Origin of the sequence: Rhodopirellula europaea 6C (assembly GCF_000338295.1) — a bacterium.
GTDB classification, from domain to species: Bacteria; Planctomycetota; Planctomycetia; order Pirellulales; family Pirellulaceae; genus Rhodopirellula; species Rhodopirellula europaea.
Genome location: NZ_ANMO01000009.1, coordinates 1 through 1,108, shown reverse-complemented (window position 1 = coordinate 1,108; position 1,108 = coordinate 1). Strand labels below are relative to the sequence as shown.

Here is a 1,108-nt window from a genome sequence, read left to right as displayed (position 1 = left end):
TTGTCGTTCCCAAAAGGCTTGATCGATCAGTTGCCCGTCAATCACGACACGGCCCTGCGATTCTCGCGAACGCTGCTTGAGTCAGGTGCACCCGCTTGGCAACGCTGGCAGGCGGTTCGGTCGCTGGAACACTATCGCGACACGGTGCTGAAACGTTCCGAGCCTGACTTGACACAGATCGTCGCCAAGCTCGCGCAACTGGGCAAGCAGGAACGCAATTTTGACTTGGATGTGCCGCCAACCGAGGAGGAACTCGCGGCAATTCGTGGCAAGCAAGACCCCAGCGAACCCAAACTGATTCAGACCATGCGGGCTGATCTGCGGGTACTGCATTATTCCATGGCAACCGAGAAAGCCTACGTGCGATGGGTCAAGCGATTCATGGGGCATGTCGGCTCGACCGAACTGGAGCAGTTCGGCCAAAAGGATATCGAATCGTTTTTGACGAAGTTGGCTGTCGAAGGACAAGTGGCAGTGAGCACTCAAACCCAGGCGAGGTCCGCCTTGCTGTTCCTGTACGAGTGCATCCTTGGCGTGCGAATCGGATTCCTCAATGCGGTTCGCGTGAAGCGACCCGAGACGATGCCGGTGTGGTATAGCCGTCAAGAGATCGGCCACTTGCTAGAGAATTTGACTGGCGTGCACCGCATCATGTTTCTGCTGATGTACGGATCAGGGCTTCGGCACAAAGAGTGCCGTCGATTGCGCATCAAAGATGTCTGGTTTGACGAAGGGCGTTTGCTGGTACGCGACGGCAAGGGACAAAAGGATCGGATGACGTTCTTGCCCGATGAAGTGGTTCCTGATTTGCAACGTCAAATTGCATGGGCGACCCAGCAGCACCATGAGGACTTAGAAGATGGTTATGACAAGGTGTATCTACCATTTGCGTTGGCAAGAAAGTATCCCAACGCGGGTCGCGAGATCGGATGGCGATGGGTGTTCCCTTCGCGACAGCGAGCGCGTGATCGGCGAAGTGGCATTGTCTGGCGACATCATATTGCCGAGCAACAATTTGCCAACGCACTGAGCACCGCGCAACGGGCGGCTGGAATCACCAAGAACGGAGTGCCGCACTCGCTGCGGCATAGCTTTGCGACTCATTTGG

Annotated in this window: 1 protein-coding gene; it reads left to right on the top strand. The window is 56.0% G+C overall.

The window, feature by feature from the left end:
- Positions 1-1,108: integron integrase (locus RE6C_RS00620; RefSeq protein WP_144054614.1), on the top strand; the 1,108-nt coding region annotated here is incomplete at both ends.